At 68.8% G+C, this 20,267-nt stretch carries 19 protein-coding genes and 6 pseudogenes; 11 read left to right on the top strand and 14 right to left on the bottom strand.

Annotated features, from left to right (window positions below; translation table 11 throughout):
* Nucleotides 1-288: 288 nt before the first annotated feature.
* Nucleotides 289-1,116 carry an IclR family transcriptional regulator gene (locus tag QFZ64_RS02135; protein ID WP_307061672.1) on the bottom strand — a complete coding sequence of 276 codons (828 nt, stop codon included), beginning with the start codon at nucleotides 1,114-1,116 and terminating at the stop codon, nucleotides 289-291.
* A gap of 123 nt (nucleotides 1,117-1,239) precedes the next feature.
* On the opposite strand from QFZ64_RS02135, the gene QFZ64_RS02130 reads away from it, so the two are divergent.
* Nucleotides 1,240-2,190 (top strand): alpha/beta hydrolase, encoded by a 951-nt coding sequence (locus QFZ64_RS02130; protein WP_307061670.1) that lies wholly within the window; start codon nucleotides 1,240-1,242, stop codon nucleotides 2,188-2,190.
* Between the two features lie 100 nt (nucleotides 2,191-2,290).
* Entirely contained in the window at nucleotides 2,291-2,479 is a 189-nt protein-coding gene (locus QFZ64_RS02125) for a hypothetical protein (RefSeq protein ID WP_307061668.1), read from the top strand.
* A 274-nt stretch (nucleotides 2,480-2,753) separates the two neighbouring features.
* Here the strand turns inward: QFZ64_RS02125 and QFZ64_RS02120 are convergent.
* A pseudogene (locus tag QFZ64_RS02120) lies at nucleotides 2,754-3,215 on the bottom strand (NmrA family NAD(P)-binding protein); the annotation flags it as partial.
* A 235-nt stretch (nucleotides 3,216-3,450) separates the two neighbouring features.
* On the opposite strand from QFZ64_RS02120, the gene QFZ64_RS02115 reads away from it, so the two are divergent.
* From QFZ64_RS02115 to QFZ64_RS02105, 3 genes and pseudogenes are all read left to right on the top strand, one after another.
* Nucleotides 3,451-4,089, top strand: coding sequence for a TetR/AcrR family transcriptional regulator C-terminal domain-containing protein (locus QFZ64_RS02115; RefSeq protein WP_307061666.1), 639 nt, complete (start codon nucleotides 3,451-3,453; stop codon nucleotides 4,087-4,089).
* A gap of 1,004 nt (nucleotides 4,090-5,093) precedes the next feature.
* Nucleotides 5,094-5,336, top strand: coding sequence for a hypothetical protein (locus tag QFZ64_RS02110; protein ID WP_307061664.1), 243 nt, complete (start codon nucleotides 5,094-5,096; stop codon nucleotides 5,334-5,336).
* A gap of 75 nt (nucleotides 5,337-5,411) precedes the next feature.
* Nucleotides 5,412-6,326, top strand: a pseudogene (locus QFZ64_RS02105) (IS5 family transposase).
* Here QFZ64_RS02105 and QFZ64_RS02100 read toward each other — a convergent pair.
* From QFZ64_RS02100 to QFZ64_RS02080, 5 genes and pseudogenes are all read right to left on the bottom strand, one after another.
* A pseudogene (locus tag QFZ64_RS02100) lies at nucleotides 6,287-6,409 on the bottom strand (IS5/IS1182 family transposase); the annotation flags it as partial. The pseudogenes QFZ64_RS02105 and QFZ64_RS02100 sit on opposite strands and share 40 nt — an antisense overlap.
* 226 nt (nucleotides 6,410-6,635) lie before the next feature.
* Nucleotides 6,636-7,835: an FAD-dependent monooxygenase gene (locus QFZ64_RS02095; protein WP_307061661.1), complete on the bottom strand. Its 1,200-nt coding sequence runs from the start codon at nucleotides 7,833-7,835 to the stop codon at nucleotides 6,636-6,638.
* 5 nt (nucleotides 7,836-7,840) lie between these two features.
* Nucleotides 7,841-9,058: an FAD-dependent monooxygenase gene (locus QFZ64_RS02090; RefSeq protein ID WP_307061659.1), complete on the bottom strand. Its 1,218-nt coding sequence runs from the start codon at nucleotides 9,056-9,058 to the stop codon at nucleotides 7,841-7,843.
* 17 nt (nucleotides 9,059-9,075) lie between these two features.
* Entirely contained in the window at nucleotides 9,076-9,426 is a 351-nt protein-coding gene (locus QFZ64_RS02085; protein WP_307061657.1) for a hypothetical protein, read from the bottom strand.
* A gap of 158 nt (nucleotides 9,427-9,584) precedes the next feature.
* Nucleotides 9,585-9,956 (bottom strand): hypothetical protein, encoded by a 372-nt coding sequence (locus tag QFZ64_RS02080; RefSeq protein ID WP_307061655.1) that lies wholly within the window; start codon nucleotides 9,954-9,956, stop codon nucleotides 9,585-9,587.
* Between the two features lie 395 nt (nucleotides 9,957-10,351).
* Between QFZ64_RS02080 and QFZ64_RS02075 the strand changes: the two genes are divergently transcribed.
* Both QFZ64_RS02075 and QFZ64_RS02070 read left to right on the top strand, forming a co-directional pair.
* On the top strand, nucleotides 10,352-10,726 hold the full coding sequence (locus QFZ64_RS02075; protein ID WP_307061653.1) for a peptidase inhibitor family I36 protein: 375 nt from the start codon (nucleotides 10,352-10,354) through the stop codon (nucleotides 10,724-10,726).
* Between the two features lie 302 nt (nucleotides 10,727-11,028).
* Nucleotides 11,029-11,796 (top strand): dienelactone hydrolase family protein, encoded by a 768-nt coding sequence (locus QFZ64_RS02070; protein ID WP_307061650.1) that lies wholly within the window; start codon nucleotides 11,029-11,031, stop codon nucleotides 11,794-11,796.
* 387 nt (nucleotides 11,797-12,183) lie between these two features.
* On the opposite strand, the pseudogene QFZ64_RS02065 reads toward QFZ64_RS02070, so the two are convergent.
* A pseudogene (locus tag QFZ64_RS02065) lies at nucleotides 12,184-12,596 on the bottom strand (transposase); the annotation flags it as partial.
* Between the two features lie 130 nt (nucleotides 12,597-12,726).
* On the opposite strand from QFZ64_RS02065, the gene QFZ64_RS02060 reads away from it, so the two are divergent.
* The gene (locus QFZ64_RS02060) at nucleotides 12,727-13,236 is read left to right on the top strand and encodes a hypothetical protein (RefSeq protein ID WP_307061649.1); all 510 of its coding nucleotides are present in this window, start codon (nucleotides 12,727-12,729) and stop codon (nucleotides 13,234-13,236) included.
* Between the two features lie 229 nt (nucleotides 13,237-13,465).
* Nucleotides 13,466-14,286, top strand: a protein-coding gene (locus tag QFZ64_RS02055; RefSeq protein ID WP_373430525.1) for an IS5 family transposase whose coding sequence is annotated in 2 segments (ribosomal slippage) — nucleotides 13,466-13,820 and nucleotides 13,820-14,286 — 822 coding nt in all. Because the reading frame shifts where the segments join, the coding sequence is not laid out codon by codon here.
* A 16-nt stretch (nucleotides 14,287-14,302) separates the two neighbouring features.
* On the opposite strand, the gene QFZ64_RS02050 is transcribed toward QFZ64_RS02055, so the two are convergent.
* Both QFZ64_RS02050 and QFZ64_RS02045 read right to left on the bottom strand, forming a co-directional pair.
* Nucleotides 14,303-15,313, bottom strand: coding sequence for a hypothetical protein (locus tag QFZ64_RS02050; RefSeq protein WP_307061647.1), 1,011 nt, complete (start codon nucleotides 15,311-15,313; stop codon nucleotides 14,303-14,305).
* A gap of 91 nt (nucleotides 15,314-15,404) precedes the next feature.
* Nucleotides 15,405-16,199, bottom strand: a complete 795-nt coding sequence (locus tag QFZ64_RS02045; protein WP_307061645.1) for a MerR family transcriptional regulator — start codon at nucleotides 16,197-16,199, stop codon at nucleotides 15,405-15,407.
* Between the two features lie 78 nt (nucleotides 16,200-16,277).
* Here QFZ64_RS02045 and QFZ64_RS02040 point away from each other — a divergent pair, with 78 nt between their 5' ends.
* The gene (locus tag QFZ64_RS02040) at nucleotides 16,278-16,640 is read left to right on the top strand and encodes a nuclear transport factor 2 family protein (RefSeq protein WP_307061643.1); all 363 of its coding nucleotides are present in this window, start codon (nucleotides 16,278-16,280) and stop codon (nucleotides 16,638-16,640) included.
* 688 nt (nucleotides 16,641-17,328) lie between these two features.
* Nucleotides 17,329-17,925: pseudogene (locus tag QFZ64_RS02030) on the top strand (IS701 family transposase); the annotation flags it as partial.
* On the opposite strand, the gene QFZ64_RS02025 reads toward QFZ64_RS02030, so the two are convergent.
* From QFZ64_RS02025 to QFZ64_RS02010, 4 genes and pseudogenes are all read right to left on the bottom strand, one after another.
* Nucleotides 17,916-18,134 carry a recombinase family protein gene (locus QFZ64_RS02025; RefSeq protein ID WP_307061641.1) on the bottom strand — a complete coding sequence of 73 codons (219 nt, stop codon included), beginning with the start codon at nucleotides 18,132-18,134 and terminating at the stop codon, nucleotides 17,916-17,918. The pseudogene QFZ64_RS02030 and the gene QFZ64_RS02025 sit on opposite strands and share 10 nt — an antisense overlap.
* 380 nt (nucleotides 18,135-18,514) lie before the next feature.
* On the bottom strand, nucleotides 18,515-19,507 hold the full coding sequence (locus QFZ64_RS02020; protein WP_307061638.1) for an aldo/keto reductase: 993 nt from the start codon (nucleotides 19,505-19,507) through the stop codon (nucleotides 18,515-18,517).
* Nucleotides 19,508-19,628: 121 nt separating this feature from the next.
* Entirely contained in the window at nucleotides 19,629-19,754 is a 126-nt protein-coding gene (locus tag QFZ64_RS02015) for a hypothetical protein (protein WP_307061636.1), read from the bottom strand.
* 88 nt (nucleotides 19,755-19,842) lie between these two features.
* Nucleotides 19,843-20,217: pseudogene (locus tag QFZ64_RS02010) on the bottom strand (Tn3 family transposase); the annotation flags it as partial.
* Between the last annotated feature and the right edge of the window lie 50 nt (nucleotides 20,218-20,267).

The following is a 20,267-nucleotide window of genomic DNA, read 5'->3' as shown; positions in this document are numbered from 1 at the left end:
GGGAGGCCGTTCGCCCATGTCCCGGACTGGAGTTGGGATGAGGGAGGGGCGGGAAGGCCGGCGCGGACGTGGCTGGGGACCGGAGCACGCTCGCCGTGTCGCGCGCCGGCTCCGCCGCCGCGCGGGGCAGCGTTGCCGCGAAGAGGATGGTGGTGCGACCGGCCGCGCGGGCGGTTGTCCGTACGTGCGCCCGGGAGAGGGCCGCACCCGGCACCGTGCGTGAATGCGCGCAACGGACCGAGCATCACGTGCGCCGCCTTCGCCGTACCGCTCACATGGTGCCGCGAGTTACCGGCGCTTGTGGTCGGGGTTGTCCTCGCAGGGCCCGCTGCGTAGTTCGCGGGAGATCGCTCGTGCGCAGGTGCGGACGGCGGGCGTCATCGTCCTGTGGTCGACGGTCCCGCTCGGCAGGACCACGGACAGGGCGCCGCAGACGACGCCGCCGGGGCCCAGGAGTGGCGCGGCCACGGAGGTCCGCGGCCACGGAGTGCTCAGCGTCACGGTGGCGAACCCGCCCCGTCGTACGTCGGCCAGGATCCTGCGCAGTTCCGTGACGTCCGGCGCCTGCGGCCCGGCGGGCTGGGCGGAGAGACCCTCCAGGATCCGCTCCTGCTCGGCGGGTGGTGCGCCGGCGAGCAGAACCAGTCCGACTCCCGTGGAGTGCAACGGCATGCGGCCGCCGACGCGGTAGAGCACCGGATCGGCGTTGTGGACGGACAGCCGTTCGACCAGCAGTGCCTCGTCGCCGTCACGGACGGCCAGCAGGACATGCTGGCGGGTGATGTGGAAGAGGTCCTCCATGAACGGCATGGCGAGGGCCCGCAGGCCATGGCCGCGAGGTGCCAGCGAGGCAATCTCCAGGAGCCGCAGGCCGATGGCGTACCGGCCGTCGTCGCCTCGTTCCAGTGCTCCCGTGCCGACCAGTTTCTTCGCCAGGCGCAGGGTGGTACTGCGCGGCATACCCGTGAGACGCGTCAGCTCGGCCAGGGACAGGGTCCGGCGGGTCGGGTCGAAGGCGCCCAGGAGTGTGAAAGCGCGGTCGACGACCGCGTCACCCCGCGCGGGCCTGCGCCCGCGCCGCGGAGCCGGTTCACCGGGCGGGACCGCTTGAGCCATGCCTCAGCCTTCCTGTTCCACTCATTGGCATCTGCACTGCCACTCTACGGCACGCACTCATACGGTGGTCCGTACCGCAGGGCGACGCCCCGCCGGTACCGCATCTCCACCCAGGAGTGATCCATGAAGACCCTTTCCAGTGACATCACACTGTCCGGCGGCAGGACGACCGGCCTCGCCGCACTGCCGGACGAAACCACCGACCAGCCCGTACTGGTGTTCCTGCACGGCGGTGGTGCCACCGCGCGGTCGTTCGACATCCCGGGCCACTCACAGATCCTGCGGGCTGCACGCAACGGATTCCCCGCCTACGCCCTCGACCGCCCCGGCTACGGCGGCAGTAAGCCTCTCAGCCTCCCCGCCGGCTCTGACACGGGAGTGCTGCGGGCCGCCGCGGAACGGCTCGACCAGGCCGTCGCCGAACTGTGGCAGCGGCATGCCACGACCGCGCCCGGGGTCGTCGTGATCGGTTGCTCCATCGGCGGCGCAGTCGGCATCCACCTGGCCGCCCTGTGGAGCGCCCAGGAACGGCCGGGCTGGCCGCTGCTCGGTCTGGCCGTCGCGGACATCGGCCAACTGCCGCCGGAAAACGTGGTGGACGCCTGGCATTCCACCCCGGCCGAGGAACGCGTCGACATGTCGGTACTCCAGGGCAGGATCACCGCGCCTCCCCGGTGGGCACTGGCCCCCCATCAGATCGGCATGCACAGCCTGCCGGGCATCCTGGAACCCGTCGTACGGGCCGAGGGGCTGGAGATCGTCGGCGGCTGGCCGCGGGAGTGGCAACGCCTCGCCTCACGGATCACCGTGCCCGTCCACTACCGGCTGGGTGAGTTCGACACACTGTGGGCTGCCCGGCCTGACCTCGTCGCCGAGTTCGCCGACACACTGCGCACCCGTTCACCCTACGTCGACGCAGCCCTGTTCCCCGGCTCCGCACACGGCATCGCCGACAGCGTCGTCGGCCGCGAGTACTGCCTCCAGGTCCTCGGCTTCGCCGAGCGCTGCGCCGCCGCAGTGAGCACCCCGCAACTCCTGGGCCTGAACCGGCAGCCGGACGCAGAGCCCGCATGACCCCGCCGGCCTCGTCGCGCTCCGCGAGGGCGCCGTACTCGACGACGGGCTGCGCGACCGCATCCGCCGGGCGTCCCGGCGGCGTGCCGCACCGCGCCACGTGCCCGACGAGATCCTGGCGGTGCCGGCCGTCCCGCACACCAGGGCCGGCAAGGAACTGGAGGTCCCGTTCAAACGGATCCTCATGAGCGCGAACCCCGGCACCGTCGTCACCCCCGCCGCCGTGGACGACCCGGAGGGGCTGGAGTTCTTCGTGCGGCCGGCACAGCGCCGGGCACCGCACGGATGACGCCGGCCGGCGACGCGCACCGGCCGTTCCCGACGTCCGCCGACGGGGCACCGGACCGCCCGGCCGCTCTACGGTGACCGGTGGCGGGGCGGCCCGGTTCCAGTGGATCTTCACCTCGCCGTCGACCGGCGGTCTCTCGACGACCAGCGTGCCGGTGTCGGCCCCGGGCACGCCCCGGGAGCTTCGTGACTACTTCAACCGCTGGCGGATGCGTTGCCGTGCCCGGAGCCGAGACCGTGGGCGCGATGGCGGAGCGTTCATCGCGGCCGGAGGCTCAGGAACCGGCCACGTCGGTGGGCGCGGTCCAGCCGGTGGCTCGGATCCACCCGGCCAGGTCCAGGGTGGCCGGCTCGATCGAGCGCACCACCGCGAGGTCCGCGGGGTGTTCCGCCGCCTTCGCGAACTCGCGGAACATCACCCTGTCGAGGTCGGTGGGAAGCACGCTCAACGGGAGGACCTCGTACCGTGCCGGGAGCCCGGCGCGCGCGCCGAACGCCGCGGCGATCTGGGGACCCGTCAGCTCGTCGCCGACGAGCTCGACGGCTCCGCCGGGCGCCTTGGCGGTGCCGAGCAGGAGCGCGGCGGCGACCCGGCCGATGTCCCTGACCGAGATCATCTTCAGGGCGACGTCCTCCGGCAGCGGCAGCCTCAGCACGATCTCCCCGTGCTCCAGGCCCGGTGCCATCACGCTCGCGAAGTGCTCCATGAAGGCGGTCGCGCGAACCATCGTGGCCTTACAGACCACGCCACGACTGACTGCTCCGCCGGCAGCGAGCCCGCGGCCAGGCCGAACTCGCCGCCTGAACCCGGCGCTTCCTCCTCGGGCGCCGGCGGCAGCCACACATCGTCCGCGGCTGCTTCGGCGGCCCACACGCCCGCTGGGACCCGCTCGAGACCCCCATGAGTTTCTGATCAATAACCGTGGTAGGGCGGCCCGCCCTGCGGGCCTGAACGACGTTAAGGTGTCAAGTATGAACAAAGGCATCACCCGGGACCGGATCGTGACAGCAGCGCTTGGCCTTCTCAACGAGGCAGGTATGGACGGCCTGACCGTGCGTGCGCTGGCGACCAGGCTCGACGTACGCCCGTCCGCCTTGTACTGGCACGTTCGCAACAAGCAGGAGCTGCTCGACGAAATGGGCACCGCTGTCATGCGCCGGGTCGGCTCCGCCTTGTCGGAGCTTCCCCCGGGTGACGGCTGGCGTGATGATCTGGTGGCGTTCGCGAGTGTGCTGCGTGCGGAGTTCCTGCTCCACCGTGACGGAGCACGCATCTTCAGCGGCAGGCGCATCGCCGACCCGGAGGTGGTACAGGCGAAGGAGATCTGGTTCGTCCGCTGGACCGCGTCCGGGGTCGAACTCTCCGACGCGGACGACGCCGTCGACCTGGTGACCGCCTTCGTTGTCGGCTTCGTGATCGAGGAACAGGAACACCTCCAGTCCGCCGAGACCGACCCCACCCGCTATTCCCTCGCCGAACGCGACGCATGGCTGGGCGGAAACGCGCCCCTGGTCAAGCAAGCCGGCCACCTTCACGACCACGGTGACCAACGCTTCGAGCGGCACCTCGGCATCGTCCTCGACGGGCTCGCCGCCCGGCTGAAGGTCTGACACCGGCCCAGGATGCCTGCCGGCGGCTCATCATCTCGTCCGGAGCGTTCGCTCCGTGACGGAGCGGACGTGAGCGTTCTTCTTGCCCGACGGAGGACGACGGATTCTCCACGGTCCCCGGCATCGAGGACGACCCTCCCGGCCTGCGAGGGCCGCAGACGGGATCGGCGGCGGCGCAAGGGGGCGAGTGCGAAGACTGCTGCGGCGACGAGGGCCGGTCCCGCCATCAGGATGCAGAGGCGCACTCCGGTCGGGGAGTTCGCGGCCACCCCCTCGACCATGATGTCCGTGTCGGTGAGCTGGAGCACCGCCCCCTCGGAAGATGTACCGCCGGCCGAGCAGGTCCACAACGGTCCCGACACCGTGACCCCTGTCGCGGGGGTGGTGTCCCAACCCCTCCGGCCTGGCAATTCGGTCATCCTGCGGAACGGCGCCCCCGCAGGAAGCGGCCGGACCGTCGAAGCCTCCCACCGCCCGGCAGGCCGGCCGCATGGGCGTCCTTGGCGCTTCGCATCCCGTGGGCCGCGCCGTCCGCGGGGCAGGCCGAGCGCCCCCGGCTCCACGTCCTCCCCCGGTTGCGTTGCGCACCCCGTTCCAGAACTCGTCGGTCTCGGCAACGCCGAACAAAGGCAACAGCCATGAGCACCCTCCGACCTGAACTAAGTTCATGCTATAAAGAAGACAGCGCCCTGAACGACGTTAAGGAGTCGGCCCGGGCTCGGACGCGGGACTGCGGCCGCAGAGAGCGTCGCGACAAGGAGGGCAAGCAAGACAGTGCACCCAGGGCTCGTGGCTGACCGGCCCGGGCGGGCTGTTGAAGCATTTGACCCGGACGGTGCCGGAGACCTCTCCGAAGGAGGAAATGCCCGGACATCCGGCCATGAGAAGCACGACACCCCGCCCGAGGGGGTCGGCCGGCAACGTCCGTAACGGGACGCGACGCAAGACCGTGCCGAACGAGTATTGATCGCACCGAACTGATGGCAAGCCAGGTGCGCCACCCAATGAAGAACGACGCGGCGCCGCACTCATCGAGAAACGAGGAGAAATTGCTGAAATCACTGGTGTGGAAGAACCTGGCCATCGGGCTAGTGATCACGGTCGTCATCACGACGCTGTCGGTGGTTATGGCGGACGACGGCAGCAAGATGGAGGAGTTCAAAATGTCACTGATGGTGGGCCTATTGGTGACGGGGACAGTGACAGGGGGTACCTGGTTGCTGCAGCGGAGACGTTCGGCACCGTGACGGTCGCGCGTTGGAGCCGGCCCTGCGGTTGCCGACGCTCCAACGGCATCACCTGGGCCGTTTCGTTTGGATCATCTGATCGTTGGTCTGAGCGTGCCGTTGACTGACGTGCAGTGGGCGCGGATCGAGCCATTGTTGCCAGACCGGACGCCGCGGCGGGGTGGTCGGTGGTGGGATCACCGTGAGGTGATCGAGGCGATCGCCTGGAAGTTCCAGACCGGATCGCAGTGGGTCCACCTTGCCGAGAAATACGGGAACTGGAGGGGCCTCTCCAACCGGTTGCGGATGTGGGCCGTGGACGGCACCTGGGAGCGGGTGTTCACCGCGCTCATCGCGCAGGCCGATGCCGAGGAAGACCTTGGTTGGGCCGTCTCGGTCGACTCCACTATCGCGCGCGCTCACCAGCACGCAGCCGGGGCCCGCAAAAAGGGGCCCCGGCCGGCGAACCTGATGACAATGCCATCGGCCGGTCTCGCGGTGGACTGACCACGAAGATCCACCTCGCCTCCGATGCTTACTGTCGGCCACTTGCCTTCGTGCTCACCGCCGGACAGGCCGGTGACGCGCCCGTCTTCCCTCACGTCATGGCCCGCCTCCGCGTCCCTCGGCAGCGAGGACGGTCCCCGTACCGGGCCGGACATGGTTCTGGCCGACAAGGCGTACTCTTCACGCGCGATCCGTGAGCACCTGCGCAAGCGCGGAATCCGCGTGGTCATCCCGGTTCCGGCGGATCAGCGTGGCCACCGGCTGCGGCGCGGCAGCCAGGGCGGTAGGCCGCCCGCCTTCGACCGCGAGGCGTACAAGCAGCGCAACACCGTTGAACGCTGCATCAACCGCCTGAAGCAGTGGCGGGGCATCGCCACCCGTTACGAGGAGACCGCAACCATCTACCTGGCCGGACTCCACGTCGCGGGCATCTCTCTTTGGTCTGCCAGGCCAACGGCTCACTCCCGCACGTTCACGCCGTGGCGCCGGTGCTTGAAGGAGTAGTGGGCGCGTCCGTCGCCCAGGCGGTCACCCTCGCCGAGGGGGCCGTCCAGGAGCACGTAATCCGGGCCGTGTTCGCGCAGGGTCCAGCGAGTCGACCGCGAACCTCGCCGGAGACGCTGAACCCCGGACACCGACGGACGTCGCGCTCGCCGCACAACCTCAGCACCCCCTAACCGCCTCTGACCAGCCCAAACCTGACAGGGGTGCCTTTACGGAAGGCATAAAGGCACCCCCCGGCTACCACGATGCCCGCAGCGACCCAGGCTCTCCGGCGTCCCGCATCGTCCCTCCTCGGCGCGGACACCGTCGTCAGCGCGACGTGCCGGACAGCGCCAAGGCCTGCGGCCCGCCCGCCTCCGTCGCCGGCCGGCGGCCGCGGATCCTGCGGGCCAGACCGACGAGGACCGAGCGCAGCGCCTCGGCCCGACGGCTGGACGGGACGAACATCTGCTGCTTGAGCCGCGCGGTGCGCTGGTGCTTGGTGATGAACGGGCGCAGCCCGGCCTCCCAGGCGTCCAGGGCGGCGGCGAGGTCGTCGGGGTGCTCCCGCAGGGCCGCGCCCAGTGCGGCGCCGCCGCGCAGCGAGGACGTGGCGCCCATGCCCGAGTAGAGGTTCATGCACCAGGCCGCGTCCCCCACCAGCACGACCCGCCCCGCGCTCCACCGCTCCGTCCGCACCTGGTGCACCGAGTCGAACACGTGGTCAGGGGCCTCTTCCAGGGAGTCCAGGACGTGGCGCACCACAGGGTCGTCGTCCATCCCGGAGAAGACCGCGCGCAGCCGCTCGACCCGCGATCCGTCGAACTGCTCCTGGATGTCCCTTGTCCGGTAGGTCAGCAGCGCGGTGGGCGCGTGGTCGGCGAGCCCGAACACCCACACCGCCCGCTTGGCGCGCGCGATGATGATGCTGTCGCTCGCCTCGTAGGACGGCACCTGCTCCTTCAGCTGGAAGGCGCAGATCATCGCGTTCCACGTGGTCAGGTGGTCCTCGTGCGGACCGAACACGATCCGGCGCACGCTCGAGCGCATCCCGTCCGCACCGACGACCAGGTCGAAGCTCTCGCGGTACTGCGCACCGGTGCCGGCCTCCTCGAGCAGGACCTGCGCCTCGGCAGGACCCTCGGTGATCGCGACCGGAGTGGTCCCGAACCGCACCTCGACACCCGTGGTGCTCTGCCACAGCGCGGCCTCGATGTCCCCGCGCAGCACCGCTGCCGGCCCTCCGGGCTGATCCAGGAATCCCAGGGCCGGCCTGCGCCTGCCCCTGCGATCCACCGACCACGCATTCGCGCCGGCCCCCCGTTCCGGGTTGCGGGTGTGCAGGTGGTCGGCGATCCCCAGGTCGACCGCGGCCTGCACACCCTCCGGGAACAGCCCGACGAAATAACCCCCGGTGCGCCGCTCGGGCGCCCGTTCGACGATCACCGGCGTCCAACCGGCCCGGCGCAGCCCGATCGCCGCGGACATCCCCGCGATCCCGAGCCCGACCACCAACGCCCTCTTCCGCATGGCCGTCACCGCGCCGTGCCGGACGGGGCAGCGGCCGCCGCCGCGGTGAACTCCGCTGCCAGCCGGCGGTGGACGACCCTGCGGGCCAGATCGAGAACGCCCCCGACCAGCACCTGGACCGGGCGGCTGGACGGGACGAACCGCTGTTGCTTGACCCGTGCGGAGCGTCGCTGGCTGCTGATGTAGGGACGCAGGCCGGCCTCCCAGGCGTCCAGAGCGGCGGCGAGGTCGCCGGGGTGCTCCCGCAGGGCCACGCCCAGTGCGGCGCCGCCGCGCAGCGAGGACGAGGAGCCCATGGCCGAGTAGGTGTTCATGCACCAGGCCGCGTCCCCCACCAGCACGACCCGCCCCGTGCTCCACTTGGGCATCTTCACCTGGTGGATCGAGTCGAACACGTGGTCAGGGGCCTGCTCCAGGGAGTCCAGGACGTGGCGCACCACGGGTTCGTCCTCCATCCCGGAGAAGGCCGCGCGCACCTGCTCGATCGACGGCCCGGCGAACCGGTCCGGGATGTCCTCGGTGCGGAAGGTCAGCCACGCGCAGGGAGCGTGGTCGGCGAGTCCGAACACCCACATCGCACGCTTGGGGCGCGAGACGATGATGCTGTCGCTCGCCTCGTAGGACGGCACCTGCTCCTTCATCTGGAACGCGCAGATCATCGCCTTCCAGTTCGCCAGGTAGTCCTCGTCCGGACCGAACACCATCCGGCGCACGCTCGAGCGCATCCCGTCCGCGCCGACCACGAGATCGAAGTCCTCGTGGTACTGCTTCCCGGTGCCGGCGTCCTCGAGCAGGACCCGTACTCCGCCGGTGCCCTCGGTGATCTCGACCGGAGTGGTCGCGAACCGCACCTCGACCGCGTCCTCGGTCCCGTCGCCGGTGATGCCCTGCCACAACGCGGCCTCGATGTCGCTGCGCAGCACGGCTGCCAGCCCGCTGGGCGCGTCCAGCAGTCCCAGAGCCGGCTTCCGCCTGCCCCGGCGATCCACCGACCACGAGTTCCCGCCCGGTCGCCAATCCGGGTTGCGGGTGTGCAGGTGGTCGGCGATCCCCAGGTCGGCCGCGGCCTGCACACCCTCCGGGAACATGAAGATGAAGTAGCCCCCGGTACGTCGCTCGGGTGCCCGTTCGACGATCACCGGCGTCCAGCCGGCCTGGCGCAGCCCGATGGCCGCGGACATCCCCGCGATCCCGAGCCCTACCACAAGTGCCCTCTTCTGCATGGTTTTCCTTTCTCCGATCACGTTCTGATGAATGGACGGCTCGATCCGGCACGACGACGGCGCGGCTGCGGCCCGGTGTGTGCCCATGCCTCACCGACCCGGCTCAGCGGGAACGCGGTGCGGGGCAGCTGCGGGGACCCGTCGGCGAAGCGGGCCATGACTTCGGGTGCCTCGACGAGCATCTCCTCGGCCGACCGCGATCCGGCGCCGCTCCCGGTGGTCCGGATCCGCCGGCTGGGCAGCAGGTCCGCGCTCAACGACGCCTCCAGGCCCGCGAGCGACGTCGATGCCCGGCACCAGCGGATACCTCGTCCGGCTGCGCCGTGGTGCCGCCTGGTGGCCGGCCCGCGCACGATGGTGTGCAGCACGCATCACGACTCTCCTTAACTAAGTTCAATGCCGTGACCAGCATGCCTGAACGCTGTTAAGGAGTCAATGGCCCTAGGCATCACCCGGGAGCGGATCGTCACGGCGGCGCTCGAACTCCTCGGCGACCAAGGCATGGACGCCCTCACCGTCCGCGCGCTCACCTCCCGGCCGGACGTCCGCGCCTCCGCCCTCCACCAGGCACGTGCGCAACAAGCAGGAGCTGCTCGACGAGAGGGCCACCGAGGTCATGCGCCGCGTGGCCGGCGCCCTCGCCGCGGTCCCGCCGGGCGACGAGCGGCACGAGGACCTCACCGCCTACGCCCGCGTGCTGCGCTCGGAGCACCTGCTCCACCGCGACCCCGGCGGGCGGCGTGCGTGCCGGACCGATCGGGGACACGAGGACACCCGGCACCGCACCGTTCATGATCCCGACCGCGGACAGAACGAACGACGCGAGCTCCACGTCGCCACCGCCGAGCGTGACGAGCATGGTGACGACGAGGATCCGGCGCTCGCCGTGGATGTGCACTCCTCGTGGTGCTCCCGCACCGGCCGCTTCTTCGGGCCCGCCGGGGGCGCGGGCTGCGGGGCGGGCTGCGTCGGGGCGGCCTCGACGGCCGGCGCCGGGCCCGCCCGGTCCATGCCCAGTGCGGCGAGGGCGGCACGCTGCTCCTGGGTGAGCTTGTCCCGCCTCGCGGTCTTCCGATGGGCCACCCGCTGCAACACCAGGAGGAGGCACTCCGGCATCGGCCAGATCAGCCCGAACGCCCGAACGCCCGAACGCCTTCGAACAATGATCGGTTACGCTGACTGCCGCCGTGGGAACCGGCGTTCACGATCTCGGGTCAAGCCCCGGGCAGCAGGAGGCGGGACCACGACCGCGCTTCCACAGATACCCACGCGCACCAACGGGAAGAGATAGTCATGAACCTGACGTTAAAGACCTCGGTAGTAGGAGCAGTCCTCGCCTCCACCGCCGTACTGGCGGCTCCGGGAGCCGCATCGGCCGATGAACCCGTGACCCGCTGTGAAGAAGGCCAGATCTGCCTCTACGACGGCCACAACCTCACCGGGAACAACCTGCAGCTCCAGTATCGGGTGGACACCCCCAACCTCGGCTGGGCGTGGAACGACCGAGCCAGCTCGGTGTGGAACCGTGGCGAGGGGTTCGTCTGCATCTACACCGATGCCGACTACCACGGCTACCACTACACCATCCCGCCGGGTGAGAAGCAGGAACTTCTGTTCCTCTACGACAACGCAGTGAGCTCCCTCGAATACGGTGGCTGCGGGGGCTGAGCCGACTGACTGACCGAACCCCTCAACTACCCGCCCCGCCGGAACCGTTGGGAGGCGAGGCGTGCCTCCCTCACACACGGGTTGACACGTGCACCTTGATGGCGTCCCTCTATGTGATGCGGGGGATTCCGCTCCTGGACGACGCGCTGGGGGTGTGACACTGGCGCGCCCAAGGGGCATCGGGATGATCTTGAAGCCCTGAGCGCCGGGTCCGTCCCGTGTTTCGGAGGGACACCCGCGCTGTTCTGCCAGCGGCAGAACAGCGGCCGGACCGGGCTCGACGATCACTACAGTCCCGTCTCATGGCGACGATTACGACGCGTGCGGTCGACTACCCGGCCGACGGTTTGACGATGATCGGGCACCTCGCGCTCCCGGCCGGTGCCGGCCGTCGGCCCGCGGTGCTGCTCGGACCTGAGGGCATGGGGCTCAGCGACGTCGAGCGCCGCCGGGCCGATGCTCTCGCCGAGCTCGGATACGTAGCGCTGGCCTTCGACCTTCATGGCGGGCGCTATCTGGGTGACCCCGGGGAGATGCTGGCCCGTTGTATGCCACTGCTCGCTGATCCCGACCGGATGCGGGGGATCGGCCATGCGGCGCTCGACGTGTTGCGCACCGAACCGCGGACCGACCCCGACCGGATCGCCGCCGTCGGCTACGGCACTGGGGGCGCAGTCGCACTGGAACTCGGTCGCGATGGTGTCGATCTGCGCGCGATCGGGACAGTCAACGCACTGACCACGGGCCGACCGGGCGAGGCGGCACGCATTCGCTGCCCGGTGTGGGCCGGGGTCGGGTCGGAAGACCCGATCATGCCGCCCGCGCAACGAAACGCGTTCACCGCTGAGATGCAGGCCGCTGGCGTCGACTGGCGCCTCGCGGTCTACGGCGGCGCCTTGCACGCCTTCCACCACCCGCCGGTCGACCACCCTGTGGTCCCTGGCGTCGGCCACCACCCACAGCACGCGCAGCGAGCCTGGCGCGACGTCGTCGACCTGCTCGCCGAGTGCCTGCCCGTGATGGAGGACCTGGGGAATGGCCCAGGTGAGCGTGCTGGCACCGGGCGCTGACAGTCCCCTCCCCTCAAGTCCGCACCTCACAACCGCATGCGGGCGGATGCTCAGCGGATCCGGGGCAGCGCCCTGTCGGGGTGCGCGGTGTAGACGTATCGGGCGGCAGTGCCGGGATGGATGCCGAACAGGGTGCACCAAGTGCACCAGGTCGGCGGTGCTCCGTGCAGAACGATGTGGCGGAGCGGATCAGCCGGTTCACCTACGAGTCCAATACCGGCGCGGCGGTCATGGCCTTGTTCCCGGCCCATACGACCAAGGTCACCTGACCCCCTGATGCGTTGGACAAGCGCGCGGCCCAGGTCGGGAAGTGCTTCTGGGGTCTGTGCTGCCCCCGCCCTGTGCCTGTGTTGCGCTTGCGGGCGGACGCTGCCCGGACCGCGAGGTGACGCACTTGAGGGCTGCCTGCTCGGCGGGGAAGCGCCCGCGGGCGCGGACGGCCTTACGGATCCGGGCGTTCGCACTGTCGACTGCGTACGTCGTGCACACGATCTTGCGGATCTCCACGTCGAATCGGAGGAAGGGGACGAACTCCGCTGCCCAGGCGCGTTCCCACAACCGTACGATGGCCGGGTATTTCGCTCCCCATTCCTCGGAGATCTCCAGGAACCGCTCCATGGCGGCCTCCTCGGTCGGTACGGCGTAGACCGGGCGGAGGGCCTTGGCGATCTTCTCCCGGTCCTGGCGGCCCGCGTACTTGAAGCTGTTGCGGAGCAGGTGAACGACTCAAGTGTGCACGATCGCCGCAGGCCAGACGGTGTTCACCGCGTCCGGAAGTCGGTCAGCCCGTCGCAGACCAGTTACCGGTAACCATCCCCGCCGGTTCACTCAAATGGCACCCCTGACTACCCAAAGAAAAGCCAAGAGAGTAAAAAAGGAACTCAGCCGCCTGACTGGGTTGCCCTTTCGTCTTTTCTGGAGGTACAGGCCATGGAAACTTTCGCTGCCATTGATGAAATCGTCAGCGGCGGACAGATCGTCCTCGCGGCGGACGACGGGAGCGTCTTTGCCACGGTGCGCGAAGCGATTAAGAGCGGCAGGACCGAGACGTTCTACCTTCCCCGCGCCCAAGCCGACGCAATCAAGGTGTGGTACTGGTCGCCTACGCGCATCAGGGAAGCAGGCATGGAGCCGGTATCACCCGGAGAAAAGGCTCGGATTGAGTCCGAATTGGGGGTCAAGTGCACAGGGTCAGCCTACTCGAACAAGCTTTCGTGCGAGTGTGGAGGTACATACGGCGCGTTCGAATTCCTGCAACAGGGAATCCGCGAACACGGAAAAGACATGGTGGAGGCGATCTTCGCAATGAAGGACGCCTCCGTCATTCGCGTGAATCCTAACAATAGCGCCATTTGCGTCCAGTGCAACCAAAGAATGCTGGGATCTCATTATTACGACTACCGCAATTATGGGTGCTGTGCCGAAACTCTCGCCTCCTGAATCAGGACGCGGTGTGGTCGGTGAGCCGGGGGCCTGCCAACACGTCCCGTAAGGAGATCGGACAAGCGGGTTATGAGCGCGTGTCCTGAAGAGAATTCCCGACTCAGAACACTGAGGGCTGTCCCACGACCAGCACGGTGTCCTTATAGCGGCTAACAGCGGCTAACGCAATGAGGTGGATCGCTCCTGGTTGCCGTGTCCAGGGCGGCAGTTGAGCGTTCGGTCCTCTGTGGGGACGTCACCGTGGATCGCGTCGGATGAGCTGTGGGATCACCTGGAGCCGCTGCTGCCGCAGCGCGAGCGCAGGTTCCGTCACCCGGGCCGTAAGCCGTTGCCGGACCGGGATGTGCTGTGCGGGATCTTGTACGTGCTGCACACCGGGATCCAGTGGGAGTACCTGCCTCAGGACCTCGGTTTCGGCTCGGGCATGACGTGCCGGCGCCGTCTGCGGGACTGGAACGAGGCCGGAGTGTGGCAGCGGCTGCACAAGGTCCTGCCGGCCGAGCTGAACGCGGCCTCCCGGCTGGACCGGTCCCGCTGCGTGGTCGACTCCTCCCACGTCAGAGCGCTGAAAGGGGGATCCATACGGGCCCCTCGCCGGTCGACCGAGGCCGGGCCGGCTCGAAGCACCACCTGATCACCGACGGGCACGGCACACCGCTCGCCGTCCTGCTGACCGGCGGCAACCGCAACGACGTCACTCAACTTCTGCACCTGCCCGACGCGATCCCACCGGTCCGCGGCCGAGTCGGTAGGTTCCGCCGCAAGCCGGACTCGCTGTTCGCCGACCGCGGCTACGACCACGACATCTACCGCGACCAGGTCAGCGCACGTGGCATCGTGTCCGCGATCACCCGCCGCGGCACCCTGCACGGCACCGGACCGGGCACCTACCGCTGGGTGGTCGAGCGGAGTTTTGCGTGGCTGCACGGCTTCCGACGTCTGCGCATCCGACGGGAACGGCGAGCCGACATCCACGAAGCGTTCCTCACACTCGCCTGCTGCCTCATCACCCACCGACAACTCGGCTCATTGTGTCAGCCGTTGTAAGCGATCGAGTCAGGAACTACTTCACGTGACGGACCCACATATATTTCGAGTCGTCCCAGCGGATGGTTACTGGTTTCCCAGAAGGATCTGGGGCGGCGAGGGATTCGAGATCGGTTTCGATAAGCTTATCAAGAGCCTCGTCACTGAGAAATTGATCGTCCTTCATTTCGAAGGTGACACCATTTTTGGGGTCTCGAATTATGCAGATTTCCGCGCTCCGCCCCGCTGATCGCTCAATTTGTATGTTCCCGCCCCTGTGCATGAGATTGAGAATTAAGTTTCGAGTGGCGTAGTAGGAAGATTCTGCTGCTTTTGATGCGATTGTTTGGATGAAGGGGAGGATTGCTGCCGTCAGGATGGCGGTGACGATGACGTCGGTCGTACCCGGACCGGGTGCTTGCGGTGGTCTGAGGCTGGGTGTGCCGAGATGACGAAGAACTTCTTTTGCGGGTTCGAAGCCCTCCCTGGCTAGCCGGGTGTACGCAGTCTGATGACCTTCATCGCGTTTCAGCTGGGCGAGGAATGTTCTGCTGCTGCTTCCGTGGGAGCGGATGAACCACTCGGCTGCCGCCTTGTACTCCTTCTTTTCTTGTTTCTTGACGGCGAGAGATCCGGCAGCGTCGCTGCTCCCTTTCTCGGCAAGATCGAGAAGTATTCTCTCTGCTTCCTCTGTGCGTCTTGACACCCACTCCGGCATGCGCTCTGCAAGTGCTACGAGAGGAGCATGTTTTTGTGCGTACCATGCCGGCCTGCTTTCCGTGTCGAGTTTGTCCCAACGTCGGTACCAGTGTTCTGCCCAGATTTCGGCTTCCGGGTCACTTCGGGCCCGTTCGCTGGTCTTGTGGATCAAGGCCTGGAGTGCGTAGTAGTGGCCCGCCTCAGCAGCGCGTCGCATCCACTGCTCGTACTCTTCGTGGCGTCCTTGTTTACGGACGAGATCCGCGAGCTGGTATGAGGCTTCGGGATCTCCGGCCTCGGCGGCTTCCTGGAGTTGTAACTCGTCGTGTTCTTGCATCATGCCCTCCATGACGGTGAACTGAAGCCGATTCTAGGAGCGCTGGGTGGTGGGAGGGTGTGAGTTACTGAGAGCTCGTCGACTCCGCACTACACTGACGGCTTCAGGTGACGCGAAAGACCGGCCAGCCGATCTCGGTGCGCCACGCAGCGGGATCGCTTGTGTCACGGGGGCCGACAACGTAGACCTCCCGCACGGGCCCGGCCACCGACATCGCGTTCTCCACCACCCAGGTCCCGAGTTCGCCGTACGTGACCTCGATGCCGTCATGCTCGCCGACATGGGTGGTGACGGCCAGTTCCGCGGCCGGCAGAGTCATGGGGTGCACGCGTCCGGTGCGAGGTGGCGCAGCGGTCGGCAGGTAGACGACCGCGTGACCGCGCTCCTGCTCGAAAAGGGCGTTGTCGTAGCTGCCGCCCGGCGGTCCGGTCACGTCGCCGGCGACGGCCGCCTCCAATTCGGCCATCGCGCCTGCGTACCAGGTCGTGATGTCGCGATGCCCGACTACGGCCTCCACCGCCGCGACCGTCCGGGCGGGCTCCGCACGTAGCTCGACGTCGATGGGCGCGGGGTCGGGCCGGAGCAGGCGGCGCAGCGATACGACTGCGGCCCGGGTGCGGTCGAGCGAATCCTCGAGGCGTTGCAGGTGGCCCGCGACCAGGGCCGCCCGGACACCGGGGTCGGGGGTCCGCAGGATCCGTTGCACCTCGCTCAGGGGGACGTCGAGCTCGCGGAGCCGGTGGATGACCTGCGCGGTCGGGATTTGGTCGACGCCGTAGTAGCGGTAACCGGTGGTCTCGTCCACCACGGCGGGTTCCAGCAGGGCCGCCTCGTGATACCGGCGCAGGGTCCGCACGCTCAAGTGGGTCAGCCGCGAGAACTCCCCGATGGTCAGCATCCCTTCATTCTGGACGTTCCCCCTGGGGGAGAGTCCACGGCTTGACCCTCCCGCGCCGTGAGGTCACACGGTGGGCTCATGACACAGCACACCGATCTCCCGTCCCATCTGCTCCCGACCGCCGTGCGCGAGTTCTTCGCCGCTCACGTCGCCCGCGACGCCGACACCGCCTCGTCGTTTTTCGCCGAGGATGCGGTGATCGTCGACCAGGACGAGACCTTCCGCGGCCGGGAGGAGACCTACGCGTTCCTGCGGGACGCCGGGTCCGAGTTCGAATACACGACCGAGCAGATCGGCGCTCACCGCGTCGATGACACCCACTGGGTGGTAACCGTGCGGCTCGAGGGCACCTTCCCGGGCGGCGTCGCCGAGCTGGACTACCGGTTCGCGCTGCGGGACGACCTCATCGCCGAACTCGTCATCGCCAACCACCCGGCCTGACCGAACCCGCACCACCTCAATCTTCACTGGAGAGAGAAATGTCCAGTTCAGATCGCGATCGTCTCGACGGTCGCCGGGCGTTGGTCACGGGCGGTTCGAAGGGCTCGGGCAAGGCCGTCGTGGAGAGACTGCGAGAGATGGGTGCCGACGTCTACGCGACGGCACGAACGATGCCCGACGGGTACGAGCACCCTGGCCGATGCATCGAAGCCGACCTGCTGACGACAGAAGGCACCAACGCCGTGGCCGCTCGAATCGCAGAGGCCGGCGGCTGTGGCTGGTCTCTCCTCAGCCGTGCTTGCCGGTTCCCGCCTCGGGCCGCATACCCCAGGACGCACTCCGCGACGACCCGCTCCCGCCGCGCCCCACCCATCTGTTCCGGGCCGACCGGGGTACGTTCCGGCACACCTTGGCCCGGCTGCCGGCCGTGCGCAGCCCGTGGCTGCGCACGATCCTGGAGAACCTCACGCAGAGCCCCTCGGCCGACCTCTTCCAGCCGTCCGGCAGTCGAACAGCGCCAGGCTCTCGTGTCCCCCGAAGTATTCGACACCCGGCTGGTCTTGGCTTGTCGTTTGGACCGTGTCCCATGTGGTGAGGCGGACGTTGTCCGGGCATGGGGCGGGGAACGTGGAGTTGGATCGTGCCGGACGGCTTGTGGCCTGGGTGGGGCCCCTACTGATGTGCGTGTGTGGGCGCGCGACTTGATGCGGTGCATGGGCGGTTCGTGCATCGGTTCAACCGGTCCGAGCCGCGGGAGTCGGCGCTGGCTTACATGCGTGGGCTGCTTGCTCCATCGCAGCGGAAGAACGGCTGGACACTGGCCGAAGAGGCAGGACACGACGGCCCTGACCGTATCCAGCGGATGCTGAACCGGATCGAGTGGGACGCCGACGAGGTCCTCGACGACGTGCGCCAATACGTGGTCGACAACCTCGGTGACCGGCACGCGGGGCTCATCGTCGACGACACCGGCTTTTTGCGGAAGGGCTCCCGATCGGCAGGGGTTCAACGGCAGTATTCAGGCACCGCGGGCCGCACCGAGAACTGCCAGATCGGTGTTTTCCTCGCTTACGCCGCAGGCCGCGGACGCACCTTGATCGACCGGCGGCTCTATCTGCCCATCTCCTGGACCGACGACCGGGCACGCTGCCGCCACTCGGGCATCGGCGACGAGGTCGCGTTCGAGACGAAGGCGACCATGGCCAAAGCGATGGTCCGCAGGGCGATCGCAGACCGCATCCCGTTCCGGTGGGTGACCGCGGATGCCGCCTACGGCTACCGCAAGGGCTCGGAGATGTGCACGGTGTCGCCCGGCCGCGCATAGTTCAGCAGCTCGCGGAACTCCGGCCGCCGGAGCGGATGGAGGCGGCTGGAGGTACCCGGGTCCTCCTCGAAGACGACCGGGTCCTCGATCCCGGCCTCGTGCAGGACGAGGTTCTGCCGGGCGGTCGACTGCCGGTCGGTCGAGACCCGCTTGTAGACCAGGTTCGCCACCGAGGGCCCCTTCCGTACGGAGGAATGGGCCCTGTCTGTCGTCAAACCCTGTCAGCAACCACCATCGGATCTGATGAGATTCGCGCCCGGACGCCCGGATTGCACGGGTTCATCGGACGCGTCGCCCGCCTGTCGTCAAACGATCGGTTGACGACGCACAGCTGAGCGTCAGCGTGCTCGCGGTGGGCGCGGACGGGCACCGGGCGCTGGGCTCCTACGGCGAGATCGCCCCGGGCGTCGGCAACCGGGGCGATCCTGGCCGTCGAACAGGACGGGGCACCGCCGGCCCGACCCCGGCTGGTCGTGACCGGCGAGGTCACTGGTGGGCGTGACGTCAACGATGTCGTCGAGCTGGACGTCGTGCGCGTCGAACCCGCTGGCTAACCCCGGGCGACCTCGGCGGTGTGCGCGGGGGTGTAGCGCTCGCCCATTACCTGGTCGCTCAGCGGGTCCAGCGCGGCCAGCGCCTCGGCGTCCAGGGTGAGTTCCAGCGCGGCCGCGTTCTGCTCCAGCCGGACTGGGCTGCGGGTGCCCGGAATGGTCGCCACCGCCACCCCGAGCCGCTCGGCCTGGGCGTACACCCAGGCCAGCGCCACCTGGGCCGGGGTGGCACCCAGCCGGTCGGCCACCTCGCGCACGGTCTGCGCGATCTTCTCGTTGGCCTCGCCCGCCTCGCCGGCGAAGCGGGGGTTGGTGCGCCGGAAGTCCTTCTCGCCCAGTGTGGAGCGGTCCAGGGTGCCGGTCAGGAACCCCCGCCCCAGTGGCGAGTACGGCACCAGCCCGACCCCCAGCTCGGCCATCACCGGGGTGACCGCCTCGACGTCGCGGGTCCACAGCGAGTACTCGCTCTGCACCGCGGTGATCGGGTGCACCGCGTGCGCCCGGCGCAGCAGCTCGCCGTCGACCTCGGACAGGCCCAGATGGCGGACCTTGCCCGCCTCGACCAGCTCGGCCATCGCCCCGACGGTCTCCTCGATCTCCACGTCCTGGGGCGGGCGGTGGGCGTAGTACAGGTCGATCACCTCGACGCCCAGTCGCAGCAGCGAGGCGTCGCAGGAGCGCAGCACGAAGTCCCGGGCACCGCGGATGCGGCGTCCCCGGTCGCCGGCACTGCGGTCGATGCCGAACTTGGTGGCTAGCTGCACCTGGTTCCGGCGGGCGTGGATGGCCCGGCCCACCAGCACCTCGTTGTGCCCGGTGCCGTAGGAGTCGGAGGTGTCCAGGAACGTGATGCCCAGCTCCAGGGCCCGGTCGATGGTGGCCAGGCCGCCGTCCCAGTCGGCGGCGCCGTAGCTCTCGCTCATCCCCATGCACCCCAGGCCCATCGCGCTGACGGTGAGACGGGGCGAGCCGAGCGTGGTTCGGGTGATCATGCGGGGCTACTCCTCCTGCCCGGTGGACCGGGCGGTACCTTAAGCGCTGACGAACGCCTGCGACACTAGGAATTGGAGCGCGCTCGAAGTCAAGCCGGAGGACCGGCCCCCGGCCGGCGGGTCAGGCGCGGCGGGAGCGGGTGAGGGTGAACCGCTCCACCGGCAGCAGGTCGCCACAGGGCCCGGACACCGCGTATTCCCGGCCGTCTTCACCAGCGGCCCGGCGCCGGGCCTTCGTGCGGGCCATGGTGTCCTCTTCTCTTACCGGTCCCCGGGTATCTGCGCGGGACCTCCGCTTCGAAACGAACGGCCTGACAGGTCGGGTGCGTCGCCCATCACTCCTGGTCTTCACCGTCCTCGACGGCGTCCGGGTCCCGCAACGGGCGCAGGCCCTGGCCGGGGTCGCCGGCCTTGATGTTGAACAGGCAGCGGCCCAGGAAATTGATGTGCCGGTCCCTGAGCGGGGAGAGGCGGGCGACGTCCTCGTCCTTGATGTCGTGGCCCTCGGCGCGGAGCCGGGCGACGGCAGCGTCCAGGTAGCGGGTGTTCCACAGGACGACGGCGTTGAGGACGAGGCCGAGGGCGGCGAGCTGGTCCTCCTGGCCCTCGCGGTACGCCTGGCGGATCTGGCCGCGGCCGCCGTGGCAGATCGCGCGGGCGGGGCGGTGGCGGGACTCCTGCACGGTGAGCTGCCGGTTCATCAGCCGGCGCGGAAGCCGTGCATCTTGTACAGGCCGAAGGTCATATCGGAATTTATGCG

It is taken from the genome of Streptomyces sp. B3I8 (assembly GCF_030816915.1).
Lineage (GTDB): Bacteria > Actinomycetota > Actinomycetes > Streptomycetales > Streptomycetaceae > Streptomyces.
Note: the sequence above shows the minus strand (reverse complement) of the source record. Positions and strands in the feature narration are given on the sequence as shown.

Bases quoted from the DNA above. Each gene is read 5' to 3' on its own strand.
- QFZ64_RS02115 (WP_307061666.1), top strand. From the start codon at position 3,451: ATGAACAAAGGCATCACCCGGGACCGGATCGTGACAGCAGCGCTTGGC.
- QFZ64_RS02090 (WP_307061659.1), bottom strand. From the start codon at position 9,058: ATGCAGAAGAGGGCACTTGTGGTAGGGCTCGGGATCGCGGGGATGTCC.
- QFZ64_RS02020 (WP_307061638.1), bottom strand. From the start codon at position 19,507: ATGATCACCCGAACCACGCTCGGCTCGCCCCGTCTCACCGTCAGCGCG.
- QFZ64_RS02060 (WP_307061649.1), top strand. From the start codon at position 12,727: ATGGAAACTTTCGCTGCCATTGATGAAATCGTCAGCGGCGGACAGATC.
- QFZ64_RS02045 (WP_307061645.1), bottom strand. From the start codon at position 16,199: ATGCTGACCATCGGGGAGTTCTCGCGGCTGACCCACTTGAGCGTGCGG.
- QFZ64_RS02075 (WP_307061653.1), top strand. From the start codon at position 10,352: ATGAACCTGACGTTAAAGACCTCGGTAGTAGGAGCAGTCCTCGCCTCC.
- QFZ64_RS02135 (WP_307061672.1), bottom strand. From the start codon at position 1,116: ATGGCTCAAGCGGTCCCGCCCGGTGAACCGGCTCCGCGGCGCGGGCGC.
- QFZ64_RS02040 (WP_307061643.1), top strand. From the start codon at position 16,278: ATGACACAGCACACCGATCTCCCGTCCCATCTGCTCCCGACCGCCGTG.
- QFZ64_RS02095 (WP_307061661.1), bottom strand. From the start codon at position 7,835: ATGCGGAAGAGGGCGTTGGTGGTCGGGCTCGGGATCGCGGGGATGTCC.
- QFZ64_RS02015 (WP_307061636.1), bottom strand. From the start codon at position 19,754: ATGGCCCGCACGAAGGCCCGGCGCCGGGCCGCTGGTGAAGACGGCCGG.
- QFZ64_RS02070 (WP_307061650.1), top strand. From the start codon at position 11,029: ATGGCGACGATTACGACGCGTGCGGTCGACTACCCGGCCGACGGTTTG.
- QFZ64_RS02130 (WP_307061670.1), top strand. From the start codon at position 1,240: ATGAAGACCCTTTCCAGTGACATCACACTGTCCGGCGGCAGGACGACC.
- QFZ64_RS02050 (WP_307061647.1), bottom strand. From the start codon at position 15,313: ATGGAGGGCATGATGCAAGAACACGACGAGTTACAACTCCAGGAAGCC.
- QFZ64_RS02110 (WP_307061664.1), top strand. From the start codon at position 5,094: ATGAAGAACGACGCGGCGCCGCACTCATCGAGAAACGAGGAGAAATTG.